This is a genomic window from Klebsiella sp. 18074 (assembly GCF_902705905.1).
In the GTDB taxonomy this organism is placed as follows: domain Bacteria; phylum Pseudomonadota; class Gammaproteobacteria; order Enterobacterales; family Enterobacteriaceae; genus Klebsiella; species Klebsiella terrigena.
In genome coordinates this window covers 162,837-188,624 of sequence record NZ_CACSIS010000003.1, presented here as the reverse complement: position 1 = coordinate 188,624, position 25,788 = coordinate 162,837, and the positions used below count along the sequence as shown (strand labels likewise).

The 25,788-nt window shown below is 58.4% G+C and carries 31 protein-coding genes and 1 riboswitch; of the genes, 14 read left to right on the top strand and 17 right to left on the bottom strand.

Translation table 11 applies throughout. The features are described from left to right. Position 1: 1 nt before the first annotated feature. The 17 genes from GVK32_RS04205 to pduF form a co-directional block, all read right to left on the bottom strand. Entirely contained in the window at positions 2-679 is a 678-nt protein-coding gene (locus tag GVK32_RS04205) for an energy-coupling factor ABC transporter transmembrane protein (RefSeq protein ID WP_159865765.1), read from the bottom strand. Further along, a complete protein-coding gene (locus GVK32_RS04200; protein ID WP_095098756.1) occupies positions 666-947 on the bottom strand; it encodes an energy-coupling factor ABC transporter substrate-binding protein in 282 nt (93 codons plus the stop codon). The genes GVK32_RS04205 and GVK32_RS04200 overlap by 14 nt, the downstream gene beginning before the upstream one ends. Position 948: 1 nt before the next feature. After that, complete coding sequence (cbiM, locus tag GVK32_RS04195) at positions 949-1,686, bottom strand: cobalt ECF transporter S component CbiM (protein WP_159865492.1); 738 nt, start codon at positions 1,684-1,686, stop codon at positions 949-951. Beyond that, positions 1,683-2,396 (bottom strand): cobalt-factor II C(20)-methyltransferase, encoded by a 714-nt coding sequence (locus GVK32_RS04190; RefSeq protein WP_095098761.1) that lies wholly within the window; start codon positions 2,394-2,396, stop codon positions 1,683-1,685. The genes cbiM and GVK32_RS04190 overlap by 4 nt, the downstream gene beginning before the upstream one ends. After that, positions 2,393-3,187 (bottom strand): sirohydrochlorin cobaltochelatase, encoded by a 795-nt coding sequence (locus GVK32_RS04185; protein WP_159865489.1) that lies wholly within the window; start codon positions 3,185-3,187, stop codon positions 2,393-2,395. Before GVK32_RS04185 ends, GVK32_RS04190 begins: the two co-directional genes overlap by 4 nt. 10 nt (positions 3,188-3,197) lie before the next feature. Continuing rightward, positions 3,198-3,983, bottom strand: coding sequence for a cobalt-precorrin-6A reductase (locus GVK32_RS04180; protein ID WP_159865486.1), 786 nt, complete (start codon positions 3,981-3,983; stop codon positions 3,198-3,200). Next, complete coding sequence (locus tag GVK32_RS04175; protein ID WP_095098768.1) at positions 3,980-4,705, bottom strand: precorrin-3B C(17)-methyltransferase; 726 nt, start codon at positions 4,703-4,705, stop codon at positions 3,980-3,982. Before GVK32_RS04175 ends, GVK32_RS04180 begins: the two co-directional genes overlap by 4 nt. Further along, positions 4,705-5,760 carry a cobalt-precorrin 5A hydrolase gene (gene cbiG, locus GVK32_RS04170; RefSeq protein WP_095098770.1) on the bottom strand — a complete coding sequence of 352 codons (1,056 nt, stop codon included), beginning with the start codon at positions 5,758-5,760 and terminating at the stop codon, positions 4,705-4,707. The genes GVK32_RS04175 and cbiG overlap by 1 nt, the downstream gene beginning before the upstream one ends. Then, a complete protein-coding gene (locus GVK32_RS04165; RefSeq protein WP_159865483.1) occupies positions 5,741-6,514 on the bottom strand; it encodes a cobalt-precorrin-4 methyltransferase in 774 nt (257 codons plus the stop codon). Before GVK32_RS04165 ends, cbiG begins: the two co-directional genes overlap by 20 nt. Beyond that, complete coding sequence (locus GVK32_RS04160) at positions 6,507-7,076, bottom strand: decarboxylating cobalt-precorrin-6B (C(15))-methyltransferase (RefSeq protein WP_159865480.1); 570 nt, start codon at positions 7,074-7,076, stop codon at positions 6,507-6,509. Before GVK32_RS04160 ends, GVK32_RS04165 begins: the two co-directional genes overlap by 8 nt. Next, on the bottom strand, positions 7,066-7,671 hold the full coding sequence (locus GVK32_RS04155) for a cobalt-precorrin-7 (C(5))-methyltransferase (RefSeq protein WP_159865477.1): 606 nt from the start codon (positions 7,669-7,671) through the stop codon (positions 7,066-7,068). The genes GVK32_RS04160 and GVK32_RS04155 overlap by 11 nt, the downstream gene beginning before the upstream one ends. Next, the gene (gene cbiD, locus GVK32_RS04150; protein WP_159865474.1) at positions 7,665-8,804 is read right to left on the bottom strand and encodes a cobalt-precorrin-5B (C(1))-methyltransferase CbiD; all 1,140 of its coding nucleotides are present in this window, start codon (positions 8,802-8,804) and stop codon (positions 7,665-7,667) included. The genes GVK32_RS04155 and cbiD overlap by 7 nt, the downstream gene beginning before the upstream one ends. Then, complete coding sequence (locus tag GVK32_RS04145) at positions 8,801-9,433, bottom strand: cobalt-precorrin-8 methylmutase (protein WP_159865471.1); 633 nt, start codon at positions 9,431-9,433, stop codon at positions 8,801-8,803. The genes cbiD and GVK32_RS04145 overlap by 4 nt, the downstream gene beginning before the upstream one ends. A 10-nt stretch (positions 9,434-9,443) precedes the next feature. Then, entirely contained in the window at positions 9,444-10,403 is a 960-nt protein-coding gene (cbiB, locus tag GVK32_RS04140; RefSeq protein WP_159865468.1) for an adenosylcobinamide-phosphate synthase CbiB, read from the bottom strand. Continuing rightward, entirely contained in the window at positions 10,400-11,779 is a 1,380-nt protein-coding gene (locus GVK32_RS04135; RefSeq protein WP_159865465.1) for a cobyrinate a,c-diamide synthase, read from the bottom strand. Before GVK32_RS04135 ends, cbiB begins: the two co-directional genes overlap by 4 nt. A 218-nt stretch (positions 11,780-11,997) precedes the next feature. Beyond that, positions 11,998-12,310, bottom strand: a riboswitch (cobalamin riboswitch). Between the two features lie 259 nt (positions 12,311-12,569). Continuing rightward, entirely contained in the window at positions 12,570-13,481 is a 912-nt protein-coding gene (pocR, locus tag GVK32_RS04130; protein ID WP_159865462.1) for a regulatory protein PocR, read from the bottom strand. 186 nt (positions 13,482-13,667) lie between these two features. Further along, positions 13,668-14,492 (bottom strand): propanediol diffusion facilitator PduF, encoded by an 825-nt coding sequence (gene pduF, locus GVK32_RS04125; protein WP_095098788.1) that lies wholly within the window; start codon positions 14,490-14,492, stop codon positions 13,668-13,670. A gap of 524 nt (positions 14,493-15,016) precedes the next feature. Here pduF and pduA point away from each other — a divergent pair. From pduA to pduP, 14 genes are read left to right on the top strand one after another with little or no spacing between them, the layout of a single operon-like run. Beyond that, positions 15,017-15,301 carry a propanediol utilization microcompartment protein PduA gene (gene pduA / locus GVK32_RS04120; protein ID WP_095098790.1) on the top strand — a complete coding sequence of 95 codons (285 nt, stop codon included), beginning with the start codon at positions 15,017-15,019 and terminating at the stop codon, positions 15,299-15,301. Next, positions 15,298-16,110, top strand: a complete 813-nt coding sequence (gene pduB, locus GVK32_RS04115) for a propanediol utilization microcompartment protein PduB (protein WP_095098793.1) — start codon at positions 15,298-15,300, stop codon at positions 16,108-16,110. Before pduA ends, pduB begins: the two co-directional genes overlap by 4 nt. An 18-nt stretch (positions 16,111-16,128) precedes the next feature. Beyond that, positions 16,129-17,793: a propanediol dehydratase large subunit PduC gene (gene pduC, locus GVK32_RS04110; RefSeq protein ID WP_159865459.1), complete on the top strand. Its 1,665-nt coding sequence runs from the start codon at positions 16,129-16,131 to the stop codon at positions 17,791-17,793. Positions 17,794-17,803: 10 nt separating this feature from the next. Next, positions 17,804-18,478: a propanediol dehydratase medium subunit PduD gene (gene pduD, locus GVK32_RS04105; protein ID WP_159865456.1), complete on the top strand. Its 675-nt coding sequence runs from the start codon at positions 17,804-17,806 to the stop codon at positions 18,476-18,478. Between the two features lie 14 nt (positions 18,479-18,492). After that, the gene (gene pduE / locus GVK32_RS04100; RefSeq protein ID WP_095098799.1) at positions 18,493-19,008 is read left to right on the top strand and encodes a propanediol dehydratase small subunit PduE; all 516 of its coding nucleotides are present in this window, start codon (positions 18,493-18,495) and stop codon (positions 19,006-19,008) included. 9 nt (positions 19,009-19,017) lie between these two features. Continuing rightward, on the top strand, positions 19,018-20,850 hold the full coding sequence (locus tag GVK32_RS04095) for a diol dehydratase reactivase subunit alpha (RefSeq protein WP_159865453.1): 1,833 nt from the start codon (positions 19,018-19,020) through the stop codon (positions 20,848-20,850). Beyond that, on the top strand, positions 20,840-21,190 hold the full coding sequence (locus GVK32_RS04090) for a glycerol dehydratase reactivase beta/small subunit family protein (RefSeq protein ID WP_095098804.1): 351 nt from the start codon (positions 20,840-20,842) through the stop codon (positions 21,188-21,190). The genes GVK32_RS04095 and GVK32_RS04090 overlap by 11 nt, the downstream gene beginning before the upstream one ends. 19 nt (positions 21,191-21,209) lie before the next feature. Beyond that, positions 21,210-21,485, top strand: coding sequence for a propanediol utilization microcompartment protein PduJ (pduJ, locus tag GVK32_RS04085; RefSeq protein ID WP_001057755.1), 276 nt, complete (start codon positions 21,210-21,212; stop codon positions 21,483-21,485). A 23-nt stretch (positions 21,486-21,508) separates the two neighbouring features. Further along, positions 21,509-21,973 (top strand): BMC domain-containing protein, encoded by a 465-nt coding sequence (locus tag GVK32_RS04080; protein ID WP_159865450.1) that lies wholly within the window; start codon positions 21,509-21,511, stop codon positions 21,971-21,973. Further along, positions 21,973-22,605, top strand: coding sequence for a phosphate propanoyltransferase (locus GVK32_RS04075; RefSeq protein WP_159865448.1), 633 nt, complete (start codon positions 21,973-21,975; stop codon positions 22,603-22,605). Before GVK32_RS04080 ends, GVK32_RS04075 begins: the two co-directional genes overlap by 1 nt. After that, on the top strand, positions 22,602-23,093 hold the full coding sequence (gene pduM, locus GVK32_RS04070) for a microcompartment protein PduM (protein ID WP_159865445.1): 492 nt from the start codon (positions 22,602-22,604) through the stop codon (positions 23,091-23,093). Before GVK32_RS04075 ends, pduM begins: the two co-directional genes overlap by 4 nt. A 3-nt stretch (positions 23,094-23,096) precedes the next feature. Continuing rightward, on the top strand, positions 23,097-23,372 hold the full coding sequence (gene pduN / locus GVK32_RS04065) for a propanediol utilization microcompartment protein PduN (protein ID WP_095098816.1): 276 nt from the start codon (positions 23,097-23,099) through the stop codon (positions 23,370-23,372). A 9-nt stretch (positions 23,373-23,381) separates the two neighbouring features. Beyond that, entirely contained in the window at positions 23,382-24,389 is a 1,008-nt protein-coding gene (pduO, locus tag GVK32_RS04060) for a two-domain cob(I)yrinic acid a,c-diamide adenosyltransferase PduO (protein WP_159865442.1), read from the top strand. Beyond that, a complete protein-coding gene (gene pduP / locus GVK32_RS04055) occupies positions 24,386-25,777 on the top strand; it encodes a CoA-acylating propionaldehyde dehydrogenase PduP (RefSeq protein WP_159865439.1) in 1,392 nt (463 codons plus the stop codon). The genes pduO and pduP overlap by 4 nt, the downstream gene beginning before the upstream one ends. The last annotated feature ends 11 nt before the right edge of the window (positions 25,778-25,788 follow it).

The window sequence follows — 25,788 nt, the reverse complement described above, 5'->3', positions numbered from 1 at the left end:
CTTAGAGGTGAAAATCACCCTGATACAATTTTATATCCAGCGTGGCGCTCATTTGCTGATAGCGAATGAGCACGCGGGTAAACAGCAACCCGACCAGCATTGCCAGCGAGCGATAGCCCTGCGGCAGGCTACGGTAGCCAAAGCGCAGCGTCTGCGCGCGATGAATGGCCAGCGCCTCATCAAACAAAATAAAAATAAAGCGCCAGGTCAGCAGGATTTGCTCGGTCAGCAGCCGCGGTACCCGCGCCCGCTTAAGCAGCACAATCAGCTGGGGAAACGGTAGGTTCAGCACCAGCCACAGCGTTGACGCCAGCGCGGCGAGGCTGCGCCAGAAGGTTTCATTGGCGGTGTTCAGCCCGGAGGCGGCGATCCCCAGCCAGTAGTCTCCCAGCGGCAGGCTCACCAGCAGGGTCTGCGGATCGCGGCTTACGCTGAACAAAATCGTCACGACCCCTACGGCTAAAAAGCCAAACGGCAGGGCAATCCAGCGGCACCAGCGCCAGAAGGTGACCCGCAGCAACCGGCAGGTCAGCCCGGCGATAAGCAGCAGTTCAATACCCTGTCCCAGCGGAGGCAGGGTAAAGGCCATAACCATAATAAGAAGCCAAAACAAGAACTTACGCTCAGGCGCAACGTGGAACCAGCGGCTTTGATAGCTTAACCTGTCAAACCCGGTCATCACGGCGCTGTCTGCCTTTGCTATAGCCTAAAATGTAGAAAATGACCGCCGCGCCCAGCGACCCCTGCAGCGTAAACAGCAGGCTTTCAATTTCACCGCTTGCCGGCTCATACAGCGGCTGGAACCAGGGCTCATAGTGCGGAGCGACAACCTGAATCTGGCTCTCGGCCTCGCCGTCCGAGCCGCCGAACTCGCCGCCATGATCGATAAAGAACGGCAGGATCACCAGCGCAACCACCATCGCCAACAGTATCAGCATCTTTTTCATTTTAATGTCCTTGTGCGGTAATCAGCTGACGTTTGGTCAACTGGTCGTAGATCATCACGGTTAACAGCCCTTCGGCGATGGCGATCGGGATCTGCGTCAGGCAGAAGATCCCCATGAACTTGACGATCGAGCCAGTCGCGCCCGTGGCGGGGTCCGGGAACGCCACCCCCAGCTGGACCGAGGTGACAAAATAGGTCACCAGATCCGCCAGCATGGCGCAAAGAAAAACGCAGACGTCGCGACGGAACCCGGCGCGGCTGGCCAGCTTCCACACCAGGTAGCCGACGACCGGCCCAATCACCGCCATCGACATACCGTTAGCGCCCAGCGTCGTCAGCCCGCCGTGCGCCAGCAGAAGCGCCTGGAACAGCAGGACTATAGCCCCAAGGATCGCCACTACGCCCGGCCCAAAGAGAATCACCGCCAGGCCAACGCCGGTCGGATGCGAGCAGCTGCCGGTCACCGACGGAATTTTAAGCGCTGACAGAACGAAAATAAACGCGCCGCACAGGGCCAGCAGCACCTTCTGATTATGGTCCTGCTGGACGATACGGCGCAGGCGCACCAGCCCGTACCACAGGCAGGGTAAAAACAGCAGCCACCACGCCAGCGCCCACATCGGCGGCAGGAAACCCTCCATAATGTGCATCGCGAACGCCTTCTCAGGGACAATCATCAGCAATAGCGCCGCAGCCAGTCCGCTGAAAGACAGCTGTTTTAGCTGTTGTTCAAGTTTCATTCCGCATACTCCCACTGTTTGTTGACCAAAATGGTCGAGAAATAAGGCAGCGGCTGGTCGTCGCTCACGTCGCTCAGGCGGCGCCAGCACCGTTCGCCCGGCAGCGTGGCCTCGGACATCATCAGCGCCGAATCCAGCAGGCCGGTCCCGATCAGCAGCGCTTTGATTTGCGCAAAGCGGCCGTATACCTTCATCAATACCAGGCTATCGTGCTGCCGTAGCGCCCGCTCAATCTCCGCTTCCGGCGCGGTGCAGGAGACAACGGCCAGCGACTGCTGCTCCATAGCCAGCGGCGTTTGCGAACGGGCGGCGATGGCGGCAAATGAGGTTACGCCGGGAACAATTTCCAGCCATTCCCGACTGCCGATTCGCTGGAGCAGGAAGACCCAAGTGCTAAACAGCATGGCGTCGCCAAGGGTAATAAATCCGACCTGCTTACCCGCCTCGACTTCCTGAACCAGGGCGGCGGCTACGTCGTTCCAGACGGACTCTTTCTCAGCGCTGTCGGCGCTCATGGGGAAATGGCAGCAGCGCACTTCGGTTTGTTCGCCGAGGTATTCCCGGACGATCGACAGCGCAAGGCTGTCTCCACCTTTGCGCCCGGCCGGGGCGTAGAGGATATCCAGCTTGCCGAGAATGCGCGACGCGCGAACGGTGATCAGATCGGCAGCTCCCGGCCCGGTGCTCAAGGCGTACAGTTTGCCGCTCATGCCGCCTCCTCCATCGCCAGATTCAGCGCCTGCTGCAGGTGGGCGACGAACATCGCGCGCACCGCCGGGTTTTCTCCCAACCCGCTAAGCCACGGCGTGGCCGGAATACCGGCGGCATTGAACCGCGTTTTCCACGAGTCCTCTTCGTCAGAAGCCATGTCGTTGATGGCATGATCGCCAGCCACCAGCATCAGGGGCATCAGATGCACGGCGGTGACCCCCTCCTGGCGCAGGCTTTCAATAAGGACATCGACTTCCGGATAGCTCTCCACCGCGCCAACCCGGGCCGGAAAGCGCTGCGCCGTCATCATATGGTCGAGACAGGCGTAGGCGGCGAAGGCGTGATGGCTGGCGCCGTGGCCCATAAACACCACCTTTTCACTCGCCGCCAGCTTCGGCATCTGCTGGAGCAGCGCCAGCATCAGCTGCGCATAATCGCGGTGGCTACTCAACAGCGGCGTCCCCAGCGTCAGGCGGGCAAACAGCGGGCGCATGCTCTGTACCTCGCGAACAACTTTTTCGTATTCATCGCCGTTGATAATGTGCAGCGACTGAACCGCCACATCCTGATAGCCCTGCTCGGCCAGCCTCTGTAGCGCCTGCAGCGGCGTATCAATCTCGATCGCGTCGCGCTGCCTGAGCTTGCGGATAATCATCCCTGAGGTGAAAGCACGAAACGGAGTGCGGTCGGGGCAGCTGGCCGCCAGTTCCCGCTCGCAGGCGACAATATTTTTTTCGCAGGTATCGTGATAGCTGGTGCCAAAACTGACCACCAGAAGCGCTTTTTTCATTTCTGACTCCTTAAGCAGCAGCTAGCCAGCGCGCTAAGCGTCCGGCAAATGCGGCCTGACTTTCCAGTAATTCGTCACCGGTCACCAGCGGCGCCGGACGGGTAATTACGATGCAGGGAATACCTGCATCCAGACAGGGTTGAACTTTTTCCCGATAGCCGCCTTCGGCGCCGGAGGCTTTCGTGATCACCACATCGGCCCGGCACTGACGATAAAAGGCGGCGTTAAATTCGGCGCTAAACGGCCCGCAAAGCGCGAAGATTTCGCCGACGCCAAAGCCGAGTTCGGCGCATTGCGTCATCACCTCAGCAACGGGCAGCACGCGCGCCAGCAGCGTTTTCCCGGCTAATCCCTCCCGCCAGAGCGCCAGCTCCTTACTGCCGGTAGTCAACAGCACGCGCTCGCCAAAGCGCCGTGCGACAGCGCAGGCCTGCGCAATACTTTGCACGGGATAAAGCTGCGGATGCGTCAATTCGCTGAGCTGTTCGGGACGCTGATAGCGGCTCAGCAGCACGCCTGTCGCTGCGCAGGCGCGCACAATATTGCGGCTCACCGCCTCGGCGTAGGGATGCGAGGCGTCGATCGCCCAGCGGGTACGGTTTTCCTGCAGCCAGGCGATCATCTCTCTCAGCTCCAGGCGGCCGCAGCGTATCCGGCCTTTGATATCACCGGCCAGCGCCCTGCCGACGGGCGTGGCAACCGACAGGGTATAGCTGACCTGCGCCGCATCCAGCTGCTGGCATAGCGCCCGGGCGTCGCTGGTTCCGCCTATCACCAGCACCTCGCCCCCATTCACAGCGTGTAGCCTCGCGGGGTGATCATCAGGCCATCCTGCTCATAGGTGGCTTTGTTGCCGACGATCACCAGGCTGGTCATATCTACCGGTGCAAAATCCATCTCACCGAGGGTCGTCAGCCATTTCTCCTGCTTTTTACGCCCGGCCGATTTCACGACGCCCACCGGCGTATTCGCGCTTTTACTGGCAGAGAGCAGCTCGAAGGCGCGCGCCAGATGGCCTTCACGGCCCCGGCTACGCGGGTTATAGAAGCAGATAACAAAGTCAGCTTCGCCGGCAGCAATAATGCGTTTTTCGATAACCGGCCACGGCGTGAGCAGGTCGCTGAGGCTGATATGACAAAAGTCGTGCATCAGCGGCGCGCCGAGCAGGGAAGCCGCGGCAATGCTGGCCGTCATCCCCGGAACCAGACGAACCTCGACGTCCAGCTTCTGCTTGCTGACCAGCTCCAGCACCAGCCCCGCCATGCCATAAATTCCCGCATCGCCGCTGCTGATCAACGCGACCTTGTGCCCGGCCTGCGCCAGCTCAATCGCGGTCTGGCAGCGTTCAATCTCTTTGCACATCCCGGTTTTTATCACCTGCTTTTCGCCGGTAAAGGCCTTCACCAGATGGGTATAGGTTTTATAACCGACAATAATTTCCGCCTCCTGGAGCGCTTCAACGGCCTCCATAGTCATCATTGCCTGCGAGCCGGGGCCAATCCCAATAACGGTTAACATCAGTGTGAAACTCCCAAAGTAATAGTGACGCCCTGTTCGCGCAGGGTCTCGCCTAACAGCTGTCCATGACTCAGCAGCCACGCTGCCGGACCGGAGACGCTTCCTGTACCGACGGTCTGGCGGACAAACGTCGACACCGGAAAGCGGTGTTCATGTTCGCGCAGGGCATCGGCGCTAAAGGTTTCAAACGGCACGCGGCAGCAGGAGGCAAGCTGAATCAGACCCTGCTCATCTTTTTTAAGCGTGACGCTGCCGATGGCTTTTAGCGCCAGCGGGTCGAGCTTTTGTGCCGCAAGCTGCCGGGCCAGCAGCGCTGCCAGCAGCGGGAAAGGCGTATCGCGGCGACAGCCGATTCCGGCCACAACCCTCTGCGGCACCAGCTTCCAGTGCATAACCGGGAGCTCGGGAAGGTCGTTGCGCAGGCTGACGCACACCAGCGCATCGAGTGCGGGAAGCCGCTGCAGGTCGCTGACGGTGATAAACCCCCGGCGATCGCAGTGGCGTACGTCCTCAGCCAGCTCCTCGTCCCACCACAGCCCGACGCGCTTATGGCTCACCAGCAGCTGGTTGACGATTTTTACCGCCGTGCGAAAGTCGCTCATCCGGGCGTTAAGCTGGAATGCCAGCGTATCCAGCGCCGCCATTTCGTTGACGTCGGTGGCCGTCGTAATCACCGGATCGGCGCCCAGCATGCCGGCCAGATAGCGGCTCAAGGCGTTGGCGCCGCCGGCATGGCCGGAAAGCAGGCTGATCACGTGCTGGCCGCGCTCGTCAATCACCACCACCGCCGGGTCGCTAAACTTGTCGTTAACCAGCGGCGCCAGCACGCGCACCGCGATGCCGGTCGCGGCGATAAAAATCAGCGCGGAATAGTTGGCGAAAGCGTCGCGCGCGCTGGCGGCAAACCCGCCGTCAAAGGCGGTAAATCCCTCCTCCAGCAGCTTCTCGCTGGTAAAGCAGGTGACCGGCAGCATCGCCGCCAGCCGTTTAGCCAGCAGCACGCCGCCGGGCGTCAGGCAAAAAAGAGCTATGGATTCAGGCTTTACGGTATTCATGGCTAAAGTCCGCCGCATAGAGTCTGGAGTAGTGGTACTCCGTACCGAGGAAATTGCCGACCAGGATAAGCGCCGTTTTGCGGATCCCCGCCTCGCGAACCTTATCGCCAATGTCGGCCAGCGTGCCGCGTACGGTCTGACTCTCAGGCCAGGTCGCTTTATAGATAACCGCCACCGGAGTGGCCGCCGGGTAGCCGCCCTCAATCAGGCGCTCGGCGACCCGATGGATCCGCTGAACCGAGAGATAAATCGCCATCGAGGTTTGATGGCTGGCAAAGGATTCCAGCTGCTCGTGTTCCGGCACCGGCGTGCGCCCCTCAAGGCGGGTGATAATCAGGCTCTGCGAGACTTCCGGAACGGTGTACTCAACGCCAAGCTCGGCCGCAGCGCCCAGGAACGCGCTGACTCCCGGCACCACCTGCCAGCCGATGCCGCGACGGGTCAGCTCTTCGCCCTGCTCACGCACGGAACCGTAGAGCGACACGTCTCCCGTCTGCAGGCGTACCACCGTCTTCCCCGCTTTTACGCCCACCGCCATCAGGTCGAGAATTTGTTCGAGATGCAACTCAGCGCTGTCGTGGCACTCCGCACCCGCCGGGCAGTACGCCAGCAGCTCGGTGTTGATAAGCGATCCGGCATAGATAACCACCTGGGCCTGCTGCAGTAACCGGTAGCCCTTGAGGGTAATCAGCTCGCGGTCCCCCGGCCCTGCGCCAACGAACCATACACAACGGGAATCAAATGTCTCAGCCATAGTTTTCTTCCTTCTGACAGGCGATAACAAAAACGGGGTTATTCGGTTTGAAGTAGTGGCCGCTACCGAGCGCGGTCAGGGACGAAACGTTGAACTGCAGGCAATCAAGCCCGGTGATGCCGGACTGCTGCAGGTGCGCCAGGGCGGCACTGAGGTTCTCCTGCAGGATAAAGGTCATCACCAGCCGGCCGCCGGGATAGAGCTGCTGCAGCGACCAGTCAATCAGCGCCTCGAGATGGCCGCCGCTGCCGCCCATAAAAATCGCGTCGGCTTGCTCGGTGATAACCATCGGCGCTTCACCGGGGTAGATGTCGATGTTGCCGCAGGCGAAGCGCTGGCGATTTTCGTCAAGCAGCCGCAGGGCCGCCGGGTTTCGTTCGATTGCCGTCACCCGCAGGGAGGGGTATTGCAGCGCCGCTTCAATCGAGACGCTGCCGGTCCCGGCACCAATATCAATCAGATGGCTGGCCTGATGCAGCTCCAGCTTTGCAAGAGCCAGCGCGCGCACCGCCTCTTTGGTCATCGGGACTTTCTCACCGCGCAGAAAAAGCTCATCTTTCATCGAGGATCACCACCGCATTCATTTCATATTCGGCGTCGACCTCACTGACCGGTAGCCAGTGGATCCGCTCGTTATCCATCGCCAGATTTTCGCCAATCACCATCCAGCGATACCCTTTGCCGCGTGCCGTGAGCTGGGCGGCTATTTCACGAGGGCCGCAGCGGTCATCCGTTACCATTGCCACCTTGCAATGGCGCGCCAGCTCGTCAAAACTGACGCTGCGGCCGTGGCTACTGGTGAGCCACATATCGTTCATATCGATCCCCGAACGCGCGCACAGATACTGCACGGCGCTAATACCGGGAATAATGCGCACGCGTTCCAGGCCAAAGTGGGCGACCAGACGGCTGCCGATGCCGTAGAACAGAGGGTCTCCGGAAGCCAGGACCACCACGCGCTGCGCCTCACGCTCGCCGAGCCACACCAGCAGCTGAGGAATATTGGCGCCCAAAGCGAAGCGTTCGCCGCGAAATTCGGGGAACTGCTGCAGATGGCGCTGGCCGCCGACCAGCGCGTCTGCCGCCGCCACCGCGTCCCGCGCCGCAGGCGTCATCAGGTGCAGCCCCGACGGCCCCATGCCGACCACCGTTAACATGCCATCTCCCGCGCAATCTCTGCGACCGGGCGACTGCTGCCGAGAACCTTGTTATCAAAGGAGAACAGGATCGCGTCGCAGACTGGCGGCGTTTTGGTAAAGCGCAGCATCTGCATCACGCGCAGGCAGATCCGCTCGGCAAGATGGTTATAAAGATGCTGAAAACCATAGGCGTCGATATATTCCATTGCCGCTTCGGTGGTGTCGCAGTCGCTGACCAGTTTGAGCAGTTCGAGAGGCGCGCCGAGCAGCGCCAGATGCGCCACCAGCGTTTCCATCCGCGCATCGGCAATATGGCTGTGGGTATGAAAAATACCGGCGGCAATTTTGACCAGCTTACCCGGATGCCCGATCAGCACGATTTGCCGATAGCCCAGCCGAACCGCCTCTTCGATCATGTAACCGACAAAGTTGCTCATGGTGACCACGACCTGGGAATCAATACCCATCTGCTCGCGCACGAAGCGCTCCCCGTGGTTGCCCGGCACCAGCACCACCCGCTCCAGGCCCGCCGCGCGCTTGATTTCCAGCTCCAGCGACAGCGAGCGCTTCCAGCTCTCTTCGGACATCGGCGTGACGATCCCGGTGGTACCGATTATCGAAATACCGCCCAGAATACCGAGCCGCGAGTTATAGGTTTTTTGCGCCCGCTCTTCGCCTTCCGGGGCAAAAATCTCCACCTGCGCCCCGCGCGCGGGGCCGATGGCTTCGCGCACCGCCGACTCGATAGTTTGCCGAGGCGTACGGTTAATCGCCGGGCTGCCGATCGGCAGACCAATCCCTTTACGCGTCACGGTGCCGACGCCCTCGCCGCCCTGCAGGCTAATTTCACCGCTCTCATTGAGAGTGACCCGGGCAAAAATCAGCATCCCGTGCGTGGCGTCGACATCATCGCCACCGTCTTTACGGATGGCCGCAATCGCCTGCTGCCCCTCGATATGCGGCGACTCGACGTTCAGAGAAAGGGTCACGCCCGATGGCGTAACGATCGAGACCTGATGAATCAGGTGCTGGCGCAGGACCATCAGCGCCGCAACTTTCGCCGCCGCGGTAGCGCAGGACCCGGTGGTATAGCCTTTACGCAGCGCCTTCCCGTTGTGCCAGACCGGCGCATCAAAGGATTGCTCGCTCATCGTGTGCGCTCCAGGTAATAGAGCATCGCGTTGACGATGGCGGCGGCAACGTTGCTCCCACCTTTGCGCCCGAGGGCGGCAATGGCCGGAAAGCGGCTTTTCGTCAGCGCATCTTTTGATTCCGCAGCCCCGACGAAACCCACCGGAACCCCCACTACGCCGCTAACCGCCGCATCGTGTTCGAGCAGACGAAACAGCGCGGTTGGCGCATTGCCGAAAACAAACAGCTTCTCGCCCTCTTCGGTTACCGCGATATCGACGGCGGCCATTGAGCGGGTGATCCCCTGGGCTTTGGCCGCGCTCACCACCCGCGGGTCGCTGATATAGCAGCGGCACTCGCTACCCGACTTCGCCAGCAGCGTTTTATTGATTCCTGAAAGCGCCATCGTGGTATCGGTGTAAATCACGCATCGACGTTCGAGCGCGGCGCAAAGCCGTTCCAGCGCATCGCTGGAAAACCACAGGATATCCAGCCATTCGAAGTCGGCGGTGGTATGGATAACCCGTTTGATAATGGCTTCGTGCAAGGGGCTGGCAAAGCGGTAGTCCGGGCGGGTTTGCGCAATAATTTCGCCAATAATGTCGAAGCTTTTCGCTTCAATTGCCTGCGGCTGCTGGATGTAGTGCATCGTTTTGTCCTCAGGCCGCGCCAATCAACAGGTACCGCGCCGCGATAAACAGCGCCAGTGCCAGAGTTGAGGCGACCCACATCAGTCGAATCGTTTGGGAAATGTCGTCAACGCAAACGTCGCGTACCGCGTCGCCTATCCAGGGCTTGTCTACACGCTGGCCGAAATAGTCATTCGGGCCGCCGAGGCGGATACCCAGCGCGCCGGCAACGGTGGCTTCCGACCATGCGCAGTTGGGGCTGCTGTGGTTGTAGCGGTCGCGCCAGCCGATACGGAAGGCCCGGGCGCCATCGAGGCGGCACAAATATGCCGCGACGCTGAAGAGCAGCCAGCTCAGGCGGGCGGGGATCGCGTTGGCGGCGTCGTCAAGGCGCGCGCTGACCATACCGATGGCGCGGTATTTTTCATGCTTATAGCCGACCATCGAATCGAGGGTATTAATGGCTTTGTAGGCCATTGCCAGCGGCGCGCCGCCCAGCAGCAGGAAGAACAGCGGCGCGATAACTCCATCGACGGTGTTCTCCGCCACCGTCTCCACTACCGCGCGGTTAATCTGCTGCGGCTGCAGCTGCGAGGTGTCGCGCCCGACAATCCACGAGAGCTTCTCGCGGCTCGCGGCAAGGTCGCCCGCGCGCAGCGGGCGTTCGACTTCCCGGGCGGAGCTGGCCAGACAGCGCCCGGCCAGCACCGTAAAGACCATCCATACCTCGATAGCCCAGCCCAGCCAGGGGTGAATCGCTTCTGCCAGCGTCAGTACGCCCCAGGAGATCCCCCAGGTGAGGCCAACAACGACCAGCCACATTAGCCCTCCGCCGATCCTTAATGCGCGATCGCTGCGGCAGTAGCGGCGCACCGGGCGCTGGATCGCGGTAATGAGGTTGCCGATCCAGCGTACCGGATGAGGCCAGCCCTGCGGATCGCCGATAATAAAATCGAGGGTCCAGGCCACGCACCAGGCCAGCAGCGTCATAGCGCCTCCCTTGCGGCCGTCAGCCAGTGCTTGAGCATTGCGGGGCGCTGGGCGAAATGAACGTGCAGGTAGCTGGCAAAAGAGTTGCCTACCTGCCAGCCGCCGGACCACTCCAGCAGGGTCATACCGTCACGCACCTTGCGACATGCCAGAACTGCGGGGGTATCAGGCGTAAAATCCGAGTAATGAAACTCATGCCCACGCAGCAGCTCTCCCGGCGCCGCCAGCAGCGTTTGCCGCGTGGCCTGCGCCTCGCAATAGCCAAAGCGAGTCAGCCGTGAGCTCATTTGGCTGTGGCCAGGAATAATATCCACCATTCTGTGAACCTCGCCGCGGGCATCCGTCAGCGAGGTTCCCAGGTACATCAACCCGCCGCATTCGGCGTAAATGGCCACTCCCCGTTGGTGCGCCGCCCGCAGCTGGGCCAGCATGGTCGTATTCGCCGCAAGCGCGGCCGCGTGAATTTCAGGGTAGCCGCCGCCCAGCCAGATCATCTGGCTGGCGGGTAAATCGCGGTCATGCAGAGGGCTAAAGCGGACGATATTTACCCCACAGCGTTCGAGAAGCGCGAGGTTATCCGGATAGTAAAAGTTGAAGGCTTCGTCGTCGGCCAGCGCGAGTGTCAGCCCCGCGCCGGACTCAGGCAGAGGCAGCGCGGGCCACTCCCCGGCGGGTAGGGCCGGGAGCCGACTGACGGCAAGCAGCTGCGCAATATCCAGCGTCCGCTCCAGCGTGTCGGCAAAATCCTGCCACGGCTGCTGATTGACCACCGATTCTCGGGCGGTAACCAGCCCCAAATGCCGCTCGGGCAAGGCAACGCCGTCCATCCGCGGGACATAGCCGAGAACCGGCAGCGCGCAGTAACGTTCAATGGCGCTTTTCAGCAGCTGATAATGGGATTCGCTGTTGACGCGATTGACAATAACGCCGGCAATATTGAGGCTCGGATCGAAGTGTTGAAACCCCATCACCGTTGCGGCGATGGAGGTGGAGACCGCTTTGCCATCCACCAGCAAAATCACCGGACAGCCGAGCTGCTTAGCCATCGCGGCGGTACTGCAGTAGTTGGGGTCGGTGCCGTAGCCGTCATAAAGGCCCATCACGCCTTCAATGACCGCGATATCCGCCTGCTGCATCCGCTCGCAGAACAGCGCGTTGAGAACGGGTTCGGGCAGCATAAAGCTGTCGAGGTTACGGGAAGCCGTGCCGCAAACGGCAGTATGCCAGCCGGTATCAAGATAATCGGGGCCAACCTTGCAGGGCTGAACCCGCATGCCGCGATTTTTCAACAGGCTAAGCAGCCCCAGCGTAACCGTGGTTTTACCGCAGCCGCTGCCGGTACCTGCGAGAATAAATGCGTGAAACCTTGCCGCCATACCCCGATCCTGTTCAGGGTGGTAGGGATGTAAAGGTGCGTATACCCGCCATTCCTCAGGTGACAGCGCTGCTGGCCCGCGCTTTCGCCCCGATCACCTGCTTTTGCAAGCTTGCGGAGCCCCGCCGCGTCGCCGCCTGGCTGAGACCTGAATGATGTAAGAGATATACCCTGGTCTTTCGACCGTACGCCTCTGAGCAACCCACTTCCCACCGAAGTTGTTGGTAATCACGGACAGGCAGGTCTTCTGGCTTAGCGTCATCCTCTCCCATCCTTCCCAATCTTGCGATCAGTGGTTTTTACCCGGCATATTTCACGTTGCGCCCGCTGGCGACAGCAGCAGGCCCGTCTATGGCCTCATCCCTGTGGGGCCGGCTCAGGCGCAGTTTGAAAGCGGCTGAAGCCTGTTATCCTGCAACGTGAATATTTAGGTAAATATGGGTTCGTCAGCATCACAGCAGCGGGGGCTGCGGGGGATTTTCACCCCCTTCCCTGGCACGTTTCGTGCCGTACCTGTCGGTTTTATGGCCAGAGCTCCGAGGCTCTCGCCATCGCTTATTTTCAGCTTATCTACTTCGTCACTGCGCCCTTCATCAGACGCTGGAAAACGAAAGGTAATTTCTGATGTCACTCTACTCCATCAAAGAAATAAAAACTGGTGCAGCTTATCCTGCTCCGCTCATTATTTTGTTGCGCTATGACAATTTATTGCTTTGGAGGGGATTTTTTATTTTTATAATGAGGCGGATACGTAGACATATCAAAAAAAAGCCATAATAAAATATTGTCATTTAAAATGGCTCAGTTTGTGATCCGGAATTTATTTGCTGGCGAAAAGCCTGCGGCGTGATCTGATAGGTTTGACGAAAAACTTTGCAGAAATAGCTGGTTTGAGAAAATCCTAAATTACGTGCAATGCTGGCGATACTCCAGTCGCTGTGAGAAAGCAGCTCCTTCGCGCTCACCATACGCTGATGATTCACCCAGGCATTAAAGCCAATTCCCTGATACTTTTTGAATAACTTACTGAAATAGTAGGGGCTGAGATAAACATGGTTCGCGACCTCCTCCAGGCGTAGTTCGTCAGACAGGTGCGCGTCAATATAGCGCAATGCCTTTTTCATTTTGCCATCGTGAGGGTTCACGCCCCGCTGGGTTCGCACGGGCTCCGGCTGCTGCTGATTATCCTTAATAACAACAAAGTTAAGCTGTTTTTTCAGGCAGTTTTCCACGATAAGTTTCAGCAGGTCGGCCGAGGCAATGACCCTGGAATAGTCCATTTCCGGGACGTTGCGAAACTCGCTCAATAGTTCAGAATCGGCCTGCCAGCCTATATCCACGTTCAGGATATCGACCAGCTCGACATCCTCGCGCAGGCGAACCTGCCCGCACAGAACAAACCCGACGAGATGTCCGGCGATCACCAGCGGGATGGAAAAATCCGTTAAGCCTGCATGGCAGCGATAAATGCACGGCTGATCGGATTTTGAGGCCTCAAGGCCACCACAGCGATCGCTCATACGGCAGCGGATGCTATGCTGAGGATTTTGACGCATGAGCTGACAGAAGGACGTAAAATTAAACAGCTCAGAAATTTCATCACCATGAATATTCACAACCACTACCGCCAGACTGGTGGCCTGAGCAAAATCCTGCGCGATTTTATTAATGAGTTCTGAGTTAAGCGAGCTCGCAGAAATCATGATAAAACCTCCCAGTTAATTTATTGTTATGAATAAAACATTCTATTCATATTTACTTTTCATTATTGCAACTAAAATTCATGATAGAAAGTAGGGTGACGATAACAAAAGTCTCCCACCTGCGGGAGACTTTTTGACCAGTTCGTGATACCGGTTCATGAATCATTTTCAGTATTTCATTAACCGTCACGCATCGTGGAACTTGCCTTCCTTGTCTTCCAGCTTGCAGGTATTACAAGGCAGGTTATTACCAATAAAGTATCGATAAATGGCCGCCCCGGCGCAGGCGCCAATTAATGGCGCAACGATCGGTACGATAAAGTACGGGATCTCTCGTCCGCCGGTCATGGCAATATTGCCCCAGCCGGCAAGCCAGGTGAAGATTTTCGGCCCAAAGTCGCGGGCAGGATTCATGGCAAAGCCGGTGAGCGGCCCGGTGGAGGCGCCAATCACCGCGACCAAAAGGCCAATAAGCAAAGGGGCCAGCGGCCCTTTCGGTACGCCGTTGCCGTCATCGGTCAGCGCCATAATCATGCCCATCAAAATTGAGGTTATCACTATCTCAACGAATGCCGCCTGCCAGACGCTCAGCTCTGCTGCCGGGTAGGTACTGAATATACTGGCTAGCTGAAGACTCTCAACGCTTCCACGCACCAGTTGATGCGTCGCTTCGAACCCGGTAAATACGCTACTGTAAAGGAGGTACGCCAACAGCGCGCCGGCAAAAGCCCCCGCGACCTGCGCAACAATGTAAGGCGCGACTTTCCTGCCTGGGAAGCAGGCAAACAGCCACAGGGCGACGGTGATAGCCGGATTGAGATGTGCGCCCGATATCCCGGCGGTCAGATAGACGGCCAGAGAAATCCCCAACCCCCAGATAATACAAATTTCCCAAAGACCAAGGCTTGCCCCGGCGATCTTTGCCGCACTCAGGCATCCGATACCAAAAAACAGAAACAGCCCGGTGCCCAAAAACTCGGCAGTGCATTGTGCTTTTAGCGAATCATTCATGGTGACACCTTCTTAGCAGAGTTCGTGTCCTGACCAGCACCAAGCTATGCTGGCAATGGGTACAGCGAGCATCACTATAGAAACTGGCGCCCACAAATTGTTGGCAATCTCTCGACGCTGGGCTCTGAAAAATCGTTCATGAGTAACAAATTATTGCTCTTTCGCTATTGTTCCGCACAGGCTTGATGCCTTATTCCGCAAATATTCCGGATAAATATACATAGCAATATTTTGCTAATTCCTGAATGTCATTTTTCAAACCGGTATCACATATGCATTTCCCCGCATAGCAAACAACAATTAATCTGTCATCTATTAAAATGTAAAACTGGAATATAAAAAACAAAATAATCACATAACCAATAAAAATAAAAACCAATAAAAACAACGCAGTAAAATTAATTCATCTGTTTTTTTATTATTATAAGACAACTATTTCCCCGTTTTAAAATTCAAGTCAGCCATTCTTTTCCCTTGCTTCTTTTTATAGTCATCAGCATTGGAACAATCCAGGCGAGGTCTTTATGCAACAAGAAGCATTAGGAATGGTAGAAACCAAGGGCTTAACCGCAGCCATAGAGGCCGCTGACGCAATGGTGAAATCAGCCAACGTGGTGCTGGTAGGCTACGAAAAAATTGGCTCCGGGCTGGTGACGGTCATCGTGCGCGGCGACGTCGGTGCGGTAAAAGCCGCCACCGATGCCGGTGCCGCAGCCGCACGCCACGTGGGTGAAGTGAAAGCCGTACACGTCATCCCCCGCCCCCACTCAGATGTAGAAAAAATCTTACCGAAGGGAATTAGCCAATGAGCAGCAATGAGCTGGTGGAACAGATCATGGCGCAGGTGATTGCCCGAGTGGCAGCGCCGGAACGGCAGGTCATCCCTACTGAAACCCATCCAATACGAGAGACGGCTATGGCAGAGAAAAGCTGCAGTTTAACGGAGTTTGTCGGGACCGCCATTGGCGACACCCTGGGTCTGGTTATCGCCAACGTCGATAGCGCCCTGCTGGAAGCGATGAAGCTTGAGAAACGCTATCGCTCCATTGGCATTCTCGGCGCGCGAACCGGCGCGGGCCCGCACATTATGGCCGCAGACGAAGCGGTTAAAGCCACTAACACCGAAGTGGTCAGCATCGAACTCCCCCGCGATACCAAAGGGGGAGCGGGCCACGGTTCGCTGATTATTTTAGGCGGTAACGACGTTTCCGACGTCAAACGCGGGATCGAAGTCGCGCTGAAAGAGCTCGACCGCACCTTCGGCGACGTTTACGCCAACGAGGCGGGCCACATCGAGCTCCAGTACACCGCTCGCGCCAGCTACGCCCTCGAAAAAGCCTTCGGCGCCCCCATCGGCCGGGCCTGCGGCATTATCGTCGGCGCACCCGCTTCCGTTGGGGTGCTAATGGCGGATACCGCGCTTAAGTCGGCCAACGTCGAGGTTGTCGCCTATAGCTCGCCGGCGCATGGCACCAGCTTTAGCAACGAAGCCATTCTGGTCATTTCCGGCGACTCGGGTGCGGTACGCCAGGCGGTTATCTCCGCCCGGGAAATCGGCAAAACCGTCCTGGCGACCCTCGGTTGCGAACCGAAAAACGATCGCCCGTCCTACATTTGATACCCACGAGGCTGACTCATGAGATCGAAAAGATTTGAAGCACTCGCGAAACGCCCGGTGAATCAGGACGGCTTCGTTAAGGAGTGGATCGAAGAAGGCTTTATCGCGATGGAAAGCCCGAACGACCCAAAACCCTCCATTAAAATCGCTAACGGCGCGGTGACCGAGTTGGACGGGAAACCGGTCAGCGAATTTGACCTGATCGACCATTTTATTGCCCGCTACGGCATCAACCTGAACCGTGCCGAAGAAGTTATGGCGATGGACTCGGTCAGGCTTGCCAACATGCTGTGCGATCCTAACGTTAAGCGCAGCAATATTGTCCCCCTGACGACGTCCATGACCCCGGCAAAAATTGTCGAAGTCGTGTCGCATATGAACGTCGTTGAGATGATGATGGCGATGCAGAAAATGCGCGCTCGTCGTACGCCGTCGCAGCAGGCGCATGTCACTAACGTCAAAGATAACCCAGTACAAATTGCCGCCGACGCAGCCGAAGGCGCATGGCGCGGGTTTGATGAGCAGGAAACGACCGTCGCCGTTGCCAGATACGCGCCGTTTAATGCGATTGCCCTGCTGGTTGGCTCACAGGTTGGCCGTCCCGGTGTGTTGACCCAATGCTCTTTGGAAGAAGCCACCGAACTCAAGCTCGGCATGCTGGGCCACACCTGCTACGCCGAAACCATTTCGGTCTACGGGACTGAGCCCGTCTTCACCGACGGTGACGACACCCCGTGGTCGAAAGGCTTTCTCGCCTCGTCTTACGCATCGCGCGGTTTAAAAATGCGCTTCACCTCAGGCTCTGGTTCAGAAGTTCAAATGGGCTATGCCGAAGGTAAATCGATGCTCTATCTGGAAGCTCGCTGCATCTACATCACCAAAGCCGCTGGCGTGCAGGGTCTGCAAAACGGCTCCGTAAGCTGCATCGGCGTTCCCTCAGCGGTGCCCTCGGGTATTCGTGCGGTACTGGCGGAAAACCTGATCTGCTCCGCGCTGGATCTGGAATGCGCCTCCAGTAATGACCAGACCTTCACCCACTCCGATATGCGCCGCACCGCGCGTCTGCTGATGCAGTTCCTGCCGGGCACCGACTTTATCTCTTCGGGTTATTCCGCGGTGCCGAACTACGACAACATGTTCGCCGGTTCCAACGAAGATGCGGAAGATTTTGACGACTACAACGTTATCCAGCGTGACCTGAAAGTGGACGGCGGTCTGCGCCCGGTTCGCGAAGAGGACGTTATCGCAATTCGGAATAAAGCCGCCCGCGCTCTGCAGGCCGTATTTGCCGGAATGGGCCTGCCGCCGATTACCGATGAAGAGGTCGAAGCCGCGACCTACGCCCACGGCTCGAAAGATATGCCAGAGCGCAATATCGTCGAAGACATCAAGTTCGCCCAGGAAATCATCAATAAGAACCGTAATGGCCTGGAGGTGGTAAAGGCCCTCGCTCAGGGTGGGTTTACCGATGTTGCGCAGGACATGCTCAATATCCAGAAAGCCAAGCTGACCGGCGACTACCTGCATACCTCGGCCATTATCGTCGGCGACGGACAGGTGCTTTCGGCCGTGAATGACGTCAATGATTATGCCGGTCCGGCAACGGGCTATCGCCTGCAGGGTGAACGCTGGGAAGAGATTAAAAACATCCCTGGCGCACTTGATCCTAACGAGCTCGGTTAAGGGGTGAGAAATGGAAATTAATGAAAAATTGCTGCGCCAGATAATTGAAGATGTGCTCAGTGAAATGAAGAGCAGCGATAAACCGGTCTCATTTAATGCGCCGGCAGCATCTGCCGTCCAACAGGCCGCAACGCCCGCTGGCGACAGCTTTCTGACAGAAGCTGGAGAAGCCCGCCAGGGCACGCAGCAGGACGAAGTGATTATCGCCGTTGGTCCGGCATTCGGCCTGTCTCAGACCGTTAATATCGTCGGCATACCGCATAAAAACATCCTGCGTGAAGTGATCGCCGGTATTGAAGAAGAGGGGATCAAAGCGCGCGTAATTCGCTGCTTCAAATCCTCGGACGTGGCGTTCGTCGCCGTTGAAGGCAACCGGCTGAGCGGCTCGGGCATTTCCATCGGTATCCAGTCAAAAGGCACCACGGTTATCCACCAGCAGGGGTTGCCGCCGCTCTCCAACCTCGAGCTGTTCCCCCAGGCTCCGCTTCTGACGCTGGAAACCTATCGCCAGATTGGTAAAAACGCCGCGCGCTATGCGAAGCGCGAGTCGCCGCAGCCGGTCCCGACGCTAAATGACCAGATGGCCCGCCCAAAATACCAGGCGAAGTCGGCCATTTTGCACATTAAAGAGACCAAATACGTCGTGACCGGCAAAAACCCGCAGGAACTGCGCGTGGCGCTCTGATAAAGGATAACCCCATGAATACCGAAGCAATTGAATCAATGGTCCGGGACGTTTTAAGCCGCATGAATAGCCTGCAGGATGACGCCCCCGCGACGGCAAGCAGCGGCGCCCCTGGCCAGGCTAAGGTGAGCGACTATCCGCTGGCCAATAAGCACCCTGAATGGGTTAAAACCGCCACCGGCAAAACGCTGGATGACTTCACCCTGGAAAACGTACTGAGTAACAAAGTCACCGCTCAGGATATGCGAATTACCCCGGAAACCCTGCGTCTACAGGCGTCGATTGCTAAAGATGCGGGCCGCGACAGGCTGGCGATGAACTTTGAGCGAGCCGCCGAACTGACCGCCGTACCGGATGACCGCATTCTTGAAATCTATAACGCTCTTCGTCCGTACCGCTCAACGAAAGAAGAGCTGGTGGCTATTGCTGACGATCTCGAAAGCCGTTATCAGGCAAAGATTTGCGCAGCTTTCGTTCGTGAAGCAGCGGTGCTGTACGTCGAGCGTAAAAAGCTCAAAGGCGACGATTAAGGAGCCGGGATGAGATATATAGCTGGCATTGATATTGGGAACTCATCGACAGAAGTCGCGCTGGCGCGACTTGATGAGGCTGGCGTGCTGACGATGACCCACAGCGCGCTGGCGGAGACGACCGGAATCAAAGGCACGTTGCGTAACGTGTTTGGCATTCAGGAAGCGCTCTCCCTCGTGGCAAGACGCGCAGGGATCAATGTCAGCGATATTTCGCTCATTCGTATCAACGAGGCCACGCCGGTTATTGGCGATGTCGCCATGGAGACCATTACCGAAACCATCATTACCGAATCGACCATGATCGGCCATAACCCGAAAACGCCGGGCGGAGTGGGTATCGGCGTTGGGCTGACGATTACCCCAGAGGAGCTGCTGACGCGCCCGGCGGATAGCCCCTATATCCTGGTCGTTTCATCAGCCTTCGATTTCGCCGATGTCGCGACCATGATTAACGCTGCGGTACGCGCCGGATATCGGATTACCGGCGTCATTCTGCAGCGTGACGATGGTGTGCTGGTTAGCAACCGGCTGGAAAAAATAGCGCCGGTTATCGATGAAGTGCGCCACATCGACCGTATTCCGCTGGGGATGCTGGCGGCGATTGAAGTTGCCGTTCCGGGGAAGGTTATTGAAACACTCTCCAACCCTTACGGCATCGCCACCGTGTTTAATCTCACTGCCGATGAGACAAAAAACATCGTGCCAATGGCCCGCGCGCTCATAGGCAACCGTTCCGCCGTGGTGGTTAAAACGCCCTCCGGAGACGTCAAAGCCCGCGCTATCCCGGCCGGAAATATTGAGCTGCTTGCGCAGGGAAAAACCGTGCGCGTCGATGTCGCCGCCGGAGCGGAAACCATCATGAAAGCAGTTTCCGCCTGCAGCCGGCTGGATAACGTCATCGGGGAGGCAGGAACCAACATTGGCGGCATGCTGGAGAATGTTCGTCAGACGATGGCCGTCCTGACGAACAAACCGAGTAGCGAAATCTTTATTCAGGATCTGCTGGCCGTCGATACCTCCGTGCCGGTTAGCGTGACCGGCGGGCTTGCCGGCGAGTTCTCGCTGGAGCAGGCCGTAGGCATTGCCTCAATGGTGAAATCTGACCGCCTGCAAATGGCGATGATTGCCCAGGAAATAAAGCACAAGCTCAGCATTGACGTCCAGGTTGGCGGCGCCGAAGCGGAAGCCGCCATTTTAGGAGCGCTAACCACGCCGGGTACGACGCGCCCGCTGGCGATTCTCGATCTCGGCGCCGGCTCAACGGATGCTTCAATCATCAACCCTCAAGGCGAGATCGTCGCAACCCATCTGGCGGGCGCCGGGGATATGGTCACGATGATTATTGCCCGTGAGCTCGGGCTTAGCGACCGCTACCTGGCAGAAGAGATTAAAAAATACCCGTTAGCCAAAGTTGAAAGCCTTTTCCATCTGCGCCATGAAGACGGCAGCGTCCAGTTTTTCCCGACACCGCTCCCTGCTGGCGTTTTTGCACGCGTCTGCGTGGTGAAACCCGATGAACTGCTGCCTCTTCCCGGCGATTTAGCGCTGGAAAAAGTGCGCGCCATTCGCCGTAGCGCCAAAGAGCGTGTTTTTGTTACCAATGCGCTGCGCGCGCTGCGTCAGGTCAGCCCTACCGGCAACATTCGCGACATTCCTTTTGTGGTGTTAGTGGGCGGGTCAGCCCTTGATTTTGAAGTTCCTCAGCTCGTTACCGATGCGCTGGCCCACTACCGGCTGGTCGCCGGACGGGGAAATATTCGCGGTAGCGAAGGCCCAAGAAACGCGGTGGCTACCGGGCTGATCCTCTCCTGGTACAAGGAGGTTGCGCATGGAGAGTAACCACACTGCGCCGGCAATCATCATTATCGCCCTGGCCGACTGCATCAACCTCTGGCGCGAAGTGCTGCTGGGTATTGAAGAGGAAGGCATTCCATTCCTGCTTCAGCAGCAATCGGCCGGGGACGTAACCAGCTGCGCATGGCAGGCGGCGCGAAGCTCGCCGCTGCTGGTTGGCATCGCCTGCGACCAACGCACGCTGGTCGTGCACTACAAGAATTTATCCGCATCCGCGCCGCTTTTTACGCTGATGCGCCATCAGGACAGTCAGGCCCAACGCAGTACAGGTAACAACGCGGCACGGCTTGTCAAAGGGATCCCTTTTCGGGATCTAAATAGCTAAGCAACAGGAGAACCGTAGTATGAACAACGCACTGGGACTGGTTGAAACAAAAGGGTTAGTGGGTGCCATTGAAGCTGCTGACGCGATGGTGAAATCCGCCAACGTGCAGCTGGTTGGCTACGAAAAAATTGGCTCCGGCCTTGTTACCGTGATGGTGCGCGGTGATGTCGGCGCGGTAAAAGCAGCCGTCGATGCGGGCAGCGCGGCGGCAAGCGTGGTTGGCGAAGTGAAGTCCTGCCACGTTATTCCACGGCCGCACAGCGACGTTGAGGCCATTTTACCGAAATCAGCCTGATCGAAGCCAATAAGGAACACCGCGTGAAGCAATCACTGGGATTACTCGAAGTTTGTGGTCTGGCACTGGCTATCAGCTGCACCGATATCATGGCGAAATCCGCTGCTATCACGCTGGTCGCCCTCGAAAAAACCAATGGGTCAGGCTGGATGGTTATCAAAATTACCGGGGATGTGGCCTCCGTGCAGGCGGCCATTATGACCGGTAAACAGTTTGCCGAACGGCATAGCGGTCTGGTTGCCCACAAGGTTATCGCCAGACCCGGAGAAGGGATCCTGCCTACGGACGCCCCTCTCTCCTCCGTTATGCCGCCTGAATCCGATGAACCTGATACGGCTGACGTCATCGTTGCAGAAGCGCCGGCAGATGAAGAGTCGTCGGCCGCCGAACGGGTCAGTTGCAACCTGTGTCTGGACCCACAATGCCGGCGCCAGAAGGGCGATCCTCGTTCACTCTGCCTGCATTCAGGTAAGCGGGGTGAAGAGTAATGGATAAACAGCTGCTGGCCTCGACGGTGAGCAAAGTTCTCGATGAGATGCGCGAGCGCCCGATTCCTCTGGGCGTCTCGAACCGCCATATCCATCTGTCCGCACAGGATTACGCGAGGCTTTTCCCCGGCCACCCGATTGCGGAGAGAAAAGCGCTGCTGCAGCCAGGACAGTATGCCGCCGAGCAGACCGTCACCCTGGTTGGTCCGAAGGGCCAGCTAAATAACGTACGCCTGCTGGGGCCGCTGCGCTCAGCAAGTCAGGTAGAAATATCGCGCACGGATGCCCGCACGCTGGGGATTACGGCGCCGTTAAGAATGTCCGGTAACCTGCAGGGGACGCCCGGCATCCGCCTGGTCAGCCCGTTTGCCGAACTGGATTTACCCTCCGGGGTTATCGTCGCCCAGCGGCATATTCATATGTCGCCCCTTGATGCGCTGATCCTTCGCGTAGCCCACGGCGACCGGGTCTCCGTGGCGATTGAAGGTAACGACCGTCGGCTGATCTTCGACAACGTCGCCGTACGCGTGGCGGCGGAAATGCGCCTCGAAATGCATATTGATACCGACGAAGCCAACGCTGCAGGTGCCGATAACCCGCAAGCCTTCGCCAGGCTGGTAAGTTCGCGATGAACGGCGAAACCCTGCGGCGAGTTATTGAGGAGGTCGTCTCCCGGCTGCAGCAGCGCGCCCGCAGCACGGCCACGTTGAGCGTGGCGCAGCTTCGCCAGATGGACGGCCTGAGCCTGTGCTGTCAGTACGCTTCGCTGCGCATTGTGCTCATCGACCTTCCCCTGCTGGGCCGGCTTGTACAAAGGGAAACCGCAGATCCGGGGGTCGCGATCATTCATCACGCCATTGCTTTGGGTATCCACGTCGAGCTCGCCCTGCATAGCGGTCTGCTGCAGGCTATGCCACTAAAAAAACTGGCCCGTCTACCGGTGACGTTTACCGACGAGCATGGGCAGCCGCTCGTTCTGCATGCCGCCCCGGTGCTCAGCTATCGCGATGTCGCCGGTCGGGACGCCGGGCGCGTGGTCCTCCCGCGCCGGTGCGTGGTTACCGCTCTGGCGCGGGAGGCAGCGAGCGCGCGCAATATTCAATTAATCAAGCAGGAGTAAATCATGCATCTGGCACGAGTCACGGGCGCGGTTGTCTCCACGCAAAAATCGCCCTCCCTGATAGGGAAAAAGCTGCTGCTGGTCCGTCGGGTCAGCGCCGATGGCGAACTTCCCGCATCGCCGACGTCAGGCGATGAGGTTGCCGTTGACTCCGTAGGCGCAGGCGTCGGTGAACTGGTGCTGCTCAGCAGCGGCTCCAGCGCCAGACATGTTTTTTCCGGGCCGAATGAGGCCATTGACCTCGCCGTGGTTGGCATTGTCGATACGCTTTCGCGTTAAGGGGAAGTTATGGCGATTTATACCCGAACGGGTGACGCAGGCACCACCTCACTATATACCGGCCAGCGCGTGAGCAAAACCCACCCACGCGTTGAAGCCTACGGCACGCTGGACGAGCTGAATGCGGCGCTGAGCCTGTGTACCTGCGCCGCCGCGGATGAAAACCATCGCACCTTACTTGAGGCCATCCAGCAGCAGATTTTCTGGTTTAGCGCCGAGCTGGCCAGCGACAGCGAGCAGCCGTCACCAAAGCAGCGCTACATCAGCAGCGAAGAGATCTCCGCGCTTGAGGCCGCAATCGATCGGGCGATGGACCGCGTCGAACCGCTTCACAGTTTTATTTTACCCGGACGCAGCGAAGCCGCGAGCCGCCTACATTTTGCCCGTGCGCTGGCCCGTCGGGCCGAACGTCGCCTGGTTGAGCTGGCGGGAGAAGTTAACGTTCGCCAGGTATTGATGCGCTACCTCAACCGGCTATCGGACTGCCTGTACGCGCTGGCTCGTGCCGAAGATAGCGTTGTGCATCGCAACAGCATCATTAGTGAAATCAGCGCGCGCTATCTGGCTGCCAGCCAGCCCCCCCGCAGCAAGGAGACTCTTATGGCCCTCTCATTCAACGATCTCCATCAGCTTACGCGGTCCGCCGTTGAGCGCGCCCGGCAGCTTGAGGTGCCGGTAGCGATCGGCATCGTCGACGCGCACGGCACGCAAACGGTGATTTGGCGGATGCCTGACGCTCTGCTGGTCAGCAGCGAGCTGGCGCCAAAGAAAGCCTGGACCGCGGTGGCGATGAAAACAGCCACTCACCTGCTTTCAAGCGCGGTGCAGCCCGGCGCGCCACTTTATGGTCTGGAGAGCCAGATGCAGGGAAAGGTCGTCACCTTTGGCGGCGGATACCCCTTGTGGCGTGAAGGCCAGTTGATTGGCGGCCTGGGTATCAGCGGCGGCAGCGTTGAACAGGACATGGATATTGCACAGGCCGCCATGGCGGCTATTAACGTGGGAACTAATCAATGAATACTTGTGAACTCGAAACCCTTATCCGCACCATTTTGAGCGAGCAGCTGGCCCCGGCACAAGCGTCTCATCAACCGCAGGGCAGCGGCGTCTTTCAGTCCGTCAACGCAGCGGTTGATGCCGCACACCAGGCTTTCTTACGCTACCAGCAGTGTCCGCTCAAAACTCGCAGCGCCATTATCAGCGCCCTGCGCCTGGAGCTGACGCCCCATCTTTCTCCCCTTGCCGCCGAAAGCGCGGCAGAAACGGGAATGGGCAATAAAGAGGATAAGTTCCTCAAGAATAAGGCAGCGCTGGACAACACGCCGGGAATCGAGGATTTAACCACTACCGCACTCACCGGCGATGGCGGGATGGTGCTTTTTGAATATTCACCGTTTGGCGTTATCGGCTCCGTTACGCCGAGCACTAACCCGACGGAAACGATCATCAACAACAGCATCAGCATGCTGGCGGCGGGCAACAGCGTTTATTTTAGCCCACACCCGGGAGCAAAAACCGTCTCTCTGAAGCTCATCAGCATGATTGAAGAGATCGCCTTCCGCTGCTGCGGTATCCGTAACCTGGTGGTCACCGCCGCGGAGCCAACGTTTGAAGCCACCCAGCAGATGATGGCCCATCCAAAGATTGCCGTACTGGCTATTACCGGTGGTCCGGGAATTGTCGCTATGGGAATGAAAAGCGGGAAAAAAGTCGTGGGCGCCGGAGCCGGTAACCCGCCCTGTATCGTCGACGAAACCGCTGATTTAGTCAAAGCCGCCGAAGATATCATCAACGGCGCGGCGTTCGATTACAACCTGCCGTGCATTGCCGAGAAGAGCCTGATTGTGGTGGAGAGCGTCGCCGATAGTCTGGTACAGCAAATGCAGGCATTTGGCGCCTTGCTGCTAACCACCGCAGAGGTCGACAGGCTCCGCGCCGTCTGCCTGCCGGAAGGACAGGCGAATAAAAAGCTGGTCGGAAAAAGCCCGGCAGCTCTGCTGACGGCGGCCAGCATTAGCGCGCCAGCAAAACAACCTCGCCTGCTGATAGCCGTCGTCAGCGCCGACGATCCGTGGGTCACCAGCGAACAGCTGATGCCGATGCTGCCCGTTGTCAAAGTGAGCGATTTTGATAGCGCGCTGGCGCTGGCCCTGAAGGTGGAAGACGGCCTGCACCACACCGCCATCATGCACTCGCAAAACGTTTCACGCCTGAACCTCGCAGCCCGCACGCTGCAGACCTCCATCTTCGTGAAAAATGGGCCGTCCTATGCCGGTATCGGGGTCGGCGGCGAGGGCTTTACGACCTTTACTATCGCTACGCCAACGGGTGAAGGCACCACCTCAGCGCGAACGTTTGCTCGCTCCCGGCGCTGCGTACTGACCAACGGCTTTTCTATCCGCTAACGAGGTAGGGT

Excerpts from the sequence above, each read along its gene's own strand:
- GVK32_RS04205 (WP_159865765.1), bottom strand. The coding sequence starts at position 679 with ATGACCGGGTTTGACAGGTTAAGCTATCAAAGCCGCTGGTTCCACGTT.
- GVK32_RS04200 (WP_095098756.1), bottom strand. The coding sequence starts at position 947 with ATGAAAAAGATGCTGATACTGTTGGCGATGGTGGTTGCGCTGGTGATC.
- cbiM (WP_159865492.1), bottom strand. The coding sequence starts at position 1,686 with ATGAAACTTGAACAACAGCTAAAACAGCTGTCTTTCAGCGGACTGGCT.
- GVK32_RS04190 (WP_095098761.1), bottom strand. The coding sequence starts at position 2,396 with ATGAGCGGCAAACTGTACGCCTTGAGCACCGGGCCGGGAGCTGCCGAT.
- GVK32_RS04185 (WP_159865489.1), bottom strand. The coding sequence starts at position 3,187 with ATGAAAAAAGCGCTTCTGGTGGTCAGTTTTGGCACCAGCTATCACGAT.
- GVK32_RS04175 (WP_095098768.1), bottom strand. The coding sequence starts at position 4,705 with ATGTTAACCGTTATTGGGATTGGCCCCGGCTCGCAGGCAATGATGACT.
- cbiG (WP_095098770.1), bottom strand. The coding sequence starts at position 5,760 with ATGAATACCGTAAAGCCTGAATCCATAGCTCTTTTTTGCCTGACGCCC.
- GVK32_RS04165 (WP_159865483.1), bottom strand. The coding sequence starts at position 6,514 with ATGGCTGAGACATTTGATTCCCGTTGTGTATGGTTCGTTGGCGCAGGG.
- GVK32_RS04160 (WP_159865480.1), bottom strand. The coding sequence starts at position 7,076 with ATGAAAGATGAGCTTTTTCTGCGCGGTGAGAAAGTCCCGATGACCAAA.
- GVK32_RS04155 (WP_159865477.1), bottom strand. The coding sequence starts at position 7,671 with ATGTTAACGGTGGTCGGCATGGGGCCGTCGGGGCTGCACCTGATGACG.
- cbiD (WP_159865474.1), bottom strand. The coding sequence starts at position 8,804 with ATGAGCGAGCAATCCTTTGATGCGCCGGTCTGGCACAACGGGAAGGCG.
- GVK32_RS04145 (WP_159865471.1), bottom strand. The coding sequence starts at position 9,433 with ATGCACTACATCCAGCAGCCGCAGGCAATTGAAGCGAAAAGCTTCGAC.
- cbiB (WP_159865468.1), bottom strand. The coding sequence starts at position 10,403 with ATGACGCTGCTGGCCTGGTGCGTGGCCTGGACCCTCGATTTTATTATC.
- GVK32_RS04135 (WP_159865465.1), bottom strand. The coding sequence starts at position 11,779 with ATGGCGGCAAGGTTTCACGCATTTATTCTCGCAGGTACCGGCAGCGGC.
- pocR (WP_159865462.1), bottom strand. The coding sequence starts at position 13,481 with ATGATTTCTGCGAGCTCGCTTAACTCAGAACTCATTAATAAAATCGCG.
- pduF (WP_095098788.1), bottom strand. The coding sequence starts at position 14,492 with ATGAATGATTCGCTAAAAGCACAATGCACTGCCGAGTTTTTGGGCACC.
- pduA (WP_095098790.1), top strand. The coding sequence starts at position 15,017 with ATGCAACAAGAAGCATTAGGAATGGTAGAAACCAAGGGCTTAACCGCA.
- pduB (WP_095098793.1), top strand. The coding sequence starts at position 15,298 with ATGAGCAGCAATGAGCTGGTGGAACAGATCATGGCGCAGGTGATTGCC.
- pduC (WP_159865459.1), top strand. The coding sequence starts at position 16,129 with ATGAGATCGAAAAGATTTGAAGCACTCGCGAAACGCCCGGTGAATCAG.
- pduD (WP_159865456.1), top strand. The coding sequence starts at position 17,804 with ATGGAAATTAATGAAAAATTGCTGCGCCAGATAATTGAAGATGTGCTC.
- pduE (WP_095098799.1), top strand. The coding sequence starts at position 18,493 with ATGAATACCGAAGCAATTGAATCAATGGTCCGGGACGTTTTAAGCCGC.
- GVK32_RS04095 (WP_159865453.1), top strand. The coding sequence starts at position 19,018 with ATGAGATATATAGCTGGCATTGATATTGGGAACTCATCGACAGAAGTC.
- GVK32_RS04090 (WP_095098804.1), top strand. The coding sequence starts at position 20,840 with ATGGAGAGTAACCACACTGCGCCGGCAATCATCATTATCGCCCTGGCC.
- pduJ (WP_001057755.1), top strand. The coding sequence starts at position 21,210 with ATGAACAACGCACTGGGACTGGTTGAAACAAAAGGGTTAGTGGGTGCC.
- GVK32_RS04075 (WP_159865448.1), top strand. The coding sequence starts at position 21,973 with ATGGATAAACAGCTGCTGGCCTCGACGGTGAGCAAAGTTCTCGATGAG.
- pduM (WP_159865445.1), top strand. The coding sequence starts at position 22,602 with ATGAACGGCGAAACCCTGCGGCGAGTTATTGAGGAGGTCGTCTCCCGG.
- pduN (WP_095098816.1), top strand. The coding sequence starts at position 23,097 with ATGCATCTGGCACGAGTCACGGGCGCGGTTGTCTCCACGCAAAAATCG.
- pduO (WP_159865442.1), top strand. The coding sequence starts at position 23,382 with ATGGCGATTTATACCCGAACGGGTGACGCAGGCACCACCTCACTATAT.
- pduP (WP_159865439.1), top strand. The coding sequence starts at position 24,386 with ATGAATACTTGTGAACTCGAAACCCTTATCCGCACCATTTTGAGCGAG.